The 7,203-nt window shown below is 59.7% G+C and carries 7 protein-coding genes and 1 pseudogene; all 8 read right to left on the bottom strand.

What is annotated here, in order from left to right:
* Nucleotides 1-1,950 (bottom strand): excinuclease ABC subunit UvrC (uvrC, locus tag Q0M74_RS12200; RefSeq protein ID WP_293954857.1); only part of this gene is annotated, 1,950 nt, incomplete at its 3' end.
* A 9-nt stretch (nt 1,951-1,959) separates the two neighbouring features.
* Nucleotides 1,960-2,562, bottom strand: a complete 603-nt coding sequence (locus Q0M74_RS12195) for a PH domain-containing protein (RefSeq protein WP_293954855.1) — start codon at nt 2,560-2,562, stop codon at nt 1,960-1,962.
* A 51-nt stretch (nt 2,563-2,613) separates the two neighbouring features.
* The gene (gene ribH / locus Q0M74_RS12190; protein ID WP_293954853.1) at nt 2,614-3,093 is read right to left on the bottom strand and encodes a 6,7-dimethyl-8-ribityllumazine synthase; all 480 of its coding nucleotides are present in this window, start codon (nt 3,091-3,093) and stop codon (nt 2,614-2,616) included.
* Nucleotides 3,086-4,369 (bottom strand): bifunctional 3,4-dihydroxy-2-butanone-4-phosphate synthase/GTP cyclohydrolase II, encoded by a 1,284-nt coding sequence (locus Q0M74_RS12185; RefSeq protein WP_293954850.1) that lies wholly within the window; start codon nt 4,367-4,369, stop codon nt 3,086-3,088. The genes ribH and Q0M74_RS12185 overlap by 8 nt, the downstream gene beginning before the upstream one ends.
* 10 nt (nt 4,370-4,379) lie before the next feature.
* A complete protein-coding gene (locus Q0M74_RS12180; RefSeq protein ID WP_293954848.1) occupies nt 4,380-4,997 on the bottom strand; it encodes a riboflavin synthase in 618 nt (205 codons plus the stop codon).
* Entirely contained in the window at nt 4,998-5,996 is a 999-nt protein-coding gene (gene ribD / locus Q0M74_RS12175) for a bifunctional diaminohydroxyphosphoribosylaminopyrimidine deaminase/5-amino-6-(5-phosphoribosylamino)uracil reductase RibD (protein WP_293954846.1), read from the bottom strand.
* 7 nt (nt 5,997-6,003) lie between these two features.
* Nucleotides 6,004-6,669, bottom strand: a complete 666-nt coding sequence (rpe, locus tag Q0M74_RS12170) for a ribulose-phosphate 3-epimerase (protein WP_293954844.1) — start codon at nt 6,667-6,669, stop codon at nt 6,004-6,006.
* A gap of 53 nt (nt 6,670-6,722) precedes the next feature.
* Nucleotides 6,723-7,203 (bottom strand): annotated as a pseudogene (locus Q0M74_RS12165) (MFS transporter); the annotation flags it as partial.

Genomic DNA, 7,203 nt, shown 5'->3' with positions numbered 1-7,203 from the left:
CAGTCCTTTGATGCCATCAAGTTCCGATACCCGCATCCGCTTGGAACGTTGCTGGCGGTGATAGGTGATGGCAAACCGGTGTGCCTCATCCCGGATCTGCTGCAGCAGGAATAATGCCTGCGAGTTACGCGGGAGAATGACCGGATCCGGATCACCCGGAAGCCAGATCTCCTCCAGCCGTTTGGCCAGCCCGACCAGGGTGACATCCACGATGCCCAGTTCATCAAAGACCTCCTGGGCAGCGGTGACCTGGGGCGCACCACCATCGACGATGAACAGCTGGGGTGGGTAGGCAAAGCGTCTGTTGTCCGTGGACATCTCTTCCACTTTTTCATCAGAAAAAGTAGACCCGTCAAATTCCTCAGCTTCCGGAACGGCAAGCTTGTCCCGGTTATGGCGCAGAAAGCGGCGTCTGGTGACCTCGGCGATGGAGGCCACATCATTGGAATGTCCATCGCCGGCAGCTTCCTTGATGCGGTAACGGCGATAATCAGATTTTCTGGGCAGCCCATCTTCAAAGACCACCAGGGAAGCCACCACATCGGTGCCTTGGATATGGGAGATATCCGTGCATTCAATGCGCAGGGGTGCCTGATCCATGTCCAGGGCCTCCTGGATATCCTGGAGCGCTGCAGAACGCGCGGTCAAGTCCCCAACGCGCTTGAGTTTATGCTGTTTGAGCTGTTCCTTGGCGTTGCGTTCCACGGTTTCCATCAGCAGGCGTTTATCTCCCCGCTGTGGCACGCGCAGATCAATGCTGGCACCGCGCATACCTTCCAGGACCTTGAGGGTCTGCTCTGCTTCATGGGGGCTGACCTGAACCAGGATCTCCCGTGGGACCACGGTGCTACGGCTGATCGGGACAGCTTCCTGTGTGGAGAACTGATCCACTCCCCTGCGTTCAATCTGCTCGGCGGCCTCGGCAGCTTCGTTGTCCACGCGCTCCACGGCATCGCCGTAGAACTGGACCAGAAAGTTCTGCATCAGGTGTGTGAGCGCTGGATCCGGAGCTGCTTCAGCATCAGCGTCTTCTGTTACATCGAGGTCGGGATCGATTGCTCTGTCCCAGTCACCGGTTTTCTCCACGACCCAGCCACGTTGGCCACGGATGCGTCCACCGCGGACGTGGAAGATCTGGACTGCGGCCTCCAGTTCATCGGTGTCAAAGGCAATCACATCAGCATCAGTACCATCACCGAGCACCACGGCCTGTTTCTCCATGACCTTATGGATTGCTCCGAGGTCATCGCGGAGCCTGGCGGCCTTCTCAAAATCGAGTTCCTCGGACGCCGCCATCATGTCAACGGTGAGTTTCTTGGTCACTTTGTCAGTCTGTCCAGACATGAAGGAACAGAATCCGTTGACGATCTCGCGGTGCTCATCTTCGGAGACCCGCCCCACACACGGAGCTGCACACTTATCGATATAGCCCAACAGGCAGGGGCGCCCCAAGTTCTCATGGCGGTTGAACACACCCTTGGAACAGGTGCGCATGGGAAAGACCCGGATCAGCAGGTCCAGGGTTTCCCGGACCGCCCAGGCATGTGAATAGGGGCCGTAGTAACGGACGCCTTTTCGACGCGGCCCCCGGTAGAAGAAGGCACGCGGGAATCGCTCACCAGTGGAGACAGCGAGCATGGGATAGGTTTTATCGTCGCGGTATTTGACGTTGAAGCGGGGATCAAAGCGTTTGATCCATGTGTATTCCAGCTGGAGGGCCTCCACCTCGCTGCTGACCACGGTCCATTCCACCGCTGATGCTGCAAACACCATCTGGCGGGTCCGCGGGTGCAGCTGGGTGACGTCCTGGAAGTAGTTGGACAGGCGGGAACGCAGGTTCTTGGCCTTGCCCACATAGATAACGCGGCGGGTTTCATCCCGGAATTTATAAACACCCGGCTCCGTGGGAATGCTCCCAGGTGCCGGGCGGTAAGTGGTCGGATCAGCCATGAGCGGGCCCTAGTCCTCCGGCATATGCTTGTTCTCGAGTTCACGGAACTGTGCAACCGCGCTGACCACAGATTCACCATCGCGTGCCTGGAAGGCCCACATCGGTACGTATTCGAAGTCGGGGAGCTCCAGGCGTGCCACACGCGCACCCTTGGGGAAGGACATGCCGTAGATGACAGCCCATGGGTAGAAGCGAGTGCCGATGAAGTTTCGGACCTCCACACCATCCTCATTGGCACGCACGCGTGCGCGGGTGAACGCGATATAAGCCAGGATCGACAGCAGAACACCGATGCCTGGGAAGGCGAGGGTGTCAATGAAGGAAACGGCTGCCCCGGTGAAGTCAACATCAACCACCGCACCCATGAAGATGTGGACAGCCATGACCACTACGACGATGAACCAGGCGATCTGCTTCATCGTCTTGGAGGTGACCACCAGTTTCCAGGGCTTGTCGGTAGTCGTACCGGCGAAGGCAGCCGTGTAGATCTGGAGCTCCTCATCGCTGAGTCGTATCTTGTGCTCCCTGTCAGCCTGCTCGACGTTGCCGGGATTCTGATTGTCCGGGTTGTTCAGATCGTCCGTTGCGCCGTCGGGAGCGTTGGTGGTCACTGTGTCACTTTTCCTTAACTATCTTCATGGAGTGAGTTTCAACAAGACAGTCTAACCCCTGTCGGCACGAATGCGAGAAAGCACCAGAGCCGTATCCAATGCTGCCACCATGGCCTCGGCCCCCTTGTCTTCTACAGAGCCTTCGGCACCGGAACGCTCGATGGCCTGTTCCTCGGTGTTGGTGGTGAGCACACCATTGCCGATCGGTGTGGAGGTATCCAGAGCGATGCGGGTCAGGCCCTCTGTGACGGAGTCACAGACATAGTCAAAGTGCGGGGTGCCTCCACGGATCACGCAACCAAGTGCCACGACTGCATCATGGGTGTGGGCGAGTTCCTGGACCACAACGGGCAGTTCCAGCGCACCGACCACCCGGTATTCGCTTATTTCTGCTCCGGCTGCACGACCTGCCTGAACGGCGTGATCGTGCAGACGGTCACAGATCTCTGCATTCCACTTTGCGGTGACTACAGCAACCTTGAGGCCTGTGGCATCAGGCAGGTCGATCTGTGGAAGTCCTTCTTTAGCCATTCTGGGTTCCTTCCCCTGGGTGTGCGTTTTCCCACTCAGCTACTGCTGGCAGGTCATGTCCCATGCGGTCACGTTTGGTGCGCAGGTAACGGACGTTATCTTCGTGCACCTGCACCGGGATGGGCGTGCGTCCCATGATGGAGATGCCGTGACCTTCCAGACCGACGCGCTTGGCAGGGTTGTTGCTCACCAGGTTCAGGGAGCGGACACCCAGGTCATAGAGGATCTGTGCGCTGGTGCCGAATTCACGGGAGTCTGCCGGCAGACCGAGTGCCAGGTTGGCATCGACGGTATCGGCGCCCTCGTCCTGGAGCTGGTAGGCGCGCAGTTTCGCCAGCAGGCCGATGCCACGTCCCTCATGTCCGCGCATGTATACAACAACACCGCGTCCAGCTTCATTGATCATCCGCAGGGATTCGTGGAGCTGCTGACCACAGTCACAGCGCCTGGAGCCGAAGACATCTCCGGTCAGGCACTCTGAGTGGACACGGACCAGAACGTCTTCCCCACCGTTGGATGAGGGATCGCCTTCCACGATGGCGACATATTCAGTGTCATCCACCTTGGAGCGGTATCCCACGGCACGGAAGTCTCCGAATTCGGTGGGCATCTTGGTTTCCACGATGCGTTCCACCAGGATTTCGTTCTTACGTCGCCAGGCGATGAGCTGCTCAATGGAGATCAGCTTCATATCGTGGGTGTCGCAGAACTTACGCAGTTCCGGCAGACGTGCCATGCCGGTGGGGTCTTCTTCACTGACTACTTCGCAGATGACACCAGCTGGGCGCAGGCCGGCGGCACGCGCCAGGTCGACGGCTGCTTCAGTGTGACCTGCACGGACCAGCACGCCGCCTTCACGGGCCCGGAGAGGGACAACGTGGCCTGGGCGGGTGAAGTCACTGCGGTCAGCATCCGGATCTGCCAGCAGGCGGATGGTGTGGGCGCGGTCTGTTGCGGAGATGCCCGTGGTGCCGGTGTTGGCATCCACAGTCACGGTGTAGGCGGTGCCACGCGCATCCTGGTTGTGGGCGGTCATCGGCGGAAGATCCAGACGATCGGCGTCCTCCGAGGTCATCGGGGTGCAGATGTAGCCGGAGGAGTAACGGACCATGAAGGCCACAAGCTCCGGGGTGGCAAGTTCTGCTGCGAAGATGATGTCACCCTCGTTCTCCCGGTTTTCATCATCGACAACAACGATGGCCTTGCCTGCGGCGATATCGGCAATGGCCTCTTCTACGGAGTCCAGTTCAACATTCTGGGATGCGTTATCAATCACAGTGATCACCTTAGTTCTCGGTGGAATCGGGCTGAGAGCCAGGTCCCATCATCATGCGTTCGACATATTTCGCAATCACGTCAACCTCGATGTTGACGATGTCGCCCACCTTCAGCCCACCATGAGTGGTGTCCCGCAGTGTGGTGGGAATGAGGGAGACTTCAAACCAGTCAGGTCCCAACGTGGAAATGGTCAGGGAGGCGCCGTTGAGGGCGATGGAGCCCTTGTCCACCACATAGCGTGACAGGTCTGCAGGCAGTGCGAAACGGAGGACATCCCAGTTTTCTGAACTCTCCCGGGATATCAGGGTGGTGGTGGCGTCCACGTGTCCCTGCATGATGTGCCCGCCTAACCTGCCGGTGGACAGCATGGCACGTTCCAGGTTCACTGGGTTTCCCACGGACAGGGCGCCCAGTGAGCTGTGATCCAGGGTTTGCTGCATGCAGTCAGCAGTGAAATGCCCCTCATCAAAGGTAGCCACGGTCAGACATACACCGTTGACTGCGATCGAATCACCCAGATGGACATCTTCTAGCACTGTGGTGGCATCAATGGTCAGGCGGACGGAGTCCCCCAGCTCATCCACGCCTGACACCGTGCCGAGTTCTTCTACAATTCCTGTGAACATCTAGTGGTCCTTTCGGGTCATTTCAATCAGCACATCATCACCGAGCTGTCGTACGGCGGTGGTGTGGAAACGCATGATCTCTGCGATGGTGGTTTCTCCATCCCAGCTCAGCACGGACTTGCCGGCGCCCAAAATTGCAGGGGCTATGTACGCCTGGATCGCATCTACCAGCCCTGCGCGCAGCATGGCGGTGGCAAATGTGGGTCCACCTTCCAACAGAATGTCACGGGCGCCTGTCTCCCACAGCGCTTCCAGGGTGTCATTCATTCCCGTGTACTGCTCAAACCCCAGCTGAGCCAGGTTTGATTCCGCAGGAACCGGGCGCTGCCCGATCACAATCCGACGGGGCTGGTGGGGATACGGTCCGTCCGGGCCACGTGCAGTCAAGGAGGGATTATCTGCCAGGACTGTTCCGGTACCGATCAGGATCGCATCACGTTTACTGCGGTCTGCGTGGACGAAGGCCCGGGCCACACTGCCGGTGATCCACTGGCTGGTGCCGTCGGTCGCGGCGGCAAAGCCATCAAGGGTGCCGGCGAACTTCAGTGTCACATGAGGTCTGCCCATGACGGTGGCCCGTAGCCACGGTTGGAGGGTAGGCACCAGCTGATCAAGAAGGTGGACTTGAATCCCCGCTGTGCGAAGGTGATCTGCTCCCCCGGCAGCCTGCGGGAAGGGGTCCGAATTGGCATAGTATACGGCGGTGATGCCGGCGTCGATAAGCGCCTGGGAGCAGGGTCCTGTGCGGCCGGTGTGGTTGCACGGTTCCAGGGTGACCACTGCTGTGCCACCGCGGGCGCGTCCACCCGCAGTCTGCAGGGCGATTACCTCAGCGTGTGCCCCACCGGGTGGCTGGGTGGCACCGACGCCGGCGACGTGGCCGGCGGCATCAAGGATGACAGCTCCAACCGGCGGGTTAGGGCTGGTGGTTCCCCTGACCTGTTCAGAGGCCTCTACCGCCAGTGTGAGTGCGGACAGGATCTCTGGAGGGAAGGTCATGGAGCGGCTACCGGGAGGCCAGTGCGCGGAGTTCCTCCACTGCCGCATTGGGATTTTCTGCGCCATATACTGCAGAACCTGCCACGAAGGCATCCACACCCGCCTCGGCAGCCTGGGCAATGGTCTTGGCGGAGATGCCACCATCGATTTCGATGATGATGTCCAGGCCACGCTCGTCGATGACCCGACGCAGGGTGCGGACCTTATCCAGCTGCTCCGGCATGAAGCTCTGGCCACCGAAGCCTGGCTCAACACTCATGATGATGACTTCATCAAAGTGCTCGAGATCATCCAGGTAGTCCTCGATCGGCGTGCCTGGGCGCAAGGAGAAACCCGCCTTGACACCCTGGGAGCGGATGTACTTGGCCAGTTCAACATGGCCGTCGGTGGCTTCCACGTGGAAGGTGATGCAGGCTGCACCGGCAGCGATGTAGTTGTCCACCCATTTTTCCGGATTTTCAATCATGAGGTGGACATCCAGGGGCTTGTCGGTGACACGGTGGACGGCCTTGGTCACGTCATGGCCGAAGCTCAGGTTCGGTACGAAGTGGCCATCCATGATATCCACGTGGATCCAGTCCGCGCTGGGAACCGCTGCGATCTCCTCGCCCAGGCGGGCGTAGTCGGCGGCCAGAATGGAAGGGGCAATAATCGGTGTGCGCTGTTGAGCCATACCTACAGATCATAGCCCGCCCCAGGCGCGAGGCAGGCCAGACCCCTCAGGTCCTACTTCTTGCGCAGAACAGAGACGAACATGGCGTCGGTGCCATGGCGGTGTGGCCACATCTGCACGGACTTGCTCTCGCCGGTGTCATCCATGCCTGGAACGAAGTCTGCGGCATTCAGTTCCTCGATGCCGAGGTTCTCCAAGGCGCGGTCCACGATGCCGCGGGTTTCACGCAGATCAGGTGAACAGGTGGAGTAGATGATCACACCTCCGGAACGCACGCGCCTCACTGCTGATTCCAGCAGGTCGTACTGCAAGGTGTTCAGCTGCGCGATATCGGATTCCTGCTTGCGCCAGCGGGCTTCCGGGCGGCGGCGTAGTGCACCCAGTCCGGTACACGGTGCATCCACGATGGCGCGGTCATAGCCGTCATCGAGCTTGAGAGTACGGCCATCGCCCACGTGGACTGTGACAGGTAGGTCACGGACGGAGCGCTGTACCAGCTTGGCGCGGTGGTCAGAGACCTCCACGGCATCGACG

Source organism: uncultured Corynebacterium sp. (assembly GCF_945649885.1).
Taxonomy (GTDB): Bacteria; Actinomycetota; Actinomycetes; order Mycobacteriales; family Mycobacteriaceae; genus Corynebacterium.
The sequence above is the reverse complement of the archived record's forward strand: the minus strand, read 5'-3'. Positions and strand labels throughout refer to the sequence as shown.

Coding starts and splice junctions, on each gene's coding strand:
- ribH (WP_293954853.1), bottom strand. CDS start 3,093: ATGGCTAAAGAAGGACTTCCACAGATCGACCTGCCTGATGCCACAGGC.
- Q0M74_RS12180 (WP_293954848.1), bottom strand. CDS start 4,997: ATGTTCACAGGAATTGTAGAAGAACTCGGCACGGTGTCAGGCGTGGAT.
- ribD (WP_293954846.1), bottom strand. CDS start 5,996: ATGACCTTCCCTCCAGAGATCCTGTCCGCACTCACACTGGCGGTAGAG.
- rpe (WP_293954844.1), bottom strand. CDS start 6,669: ATGGCTCAACAGCGCACACCGATTATTGCCCCTTCCATTCTGGCCGCC.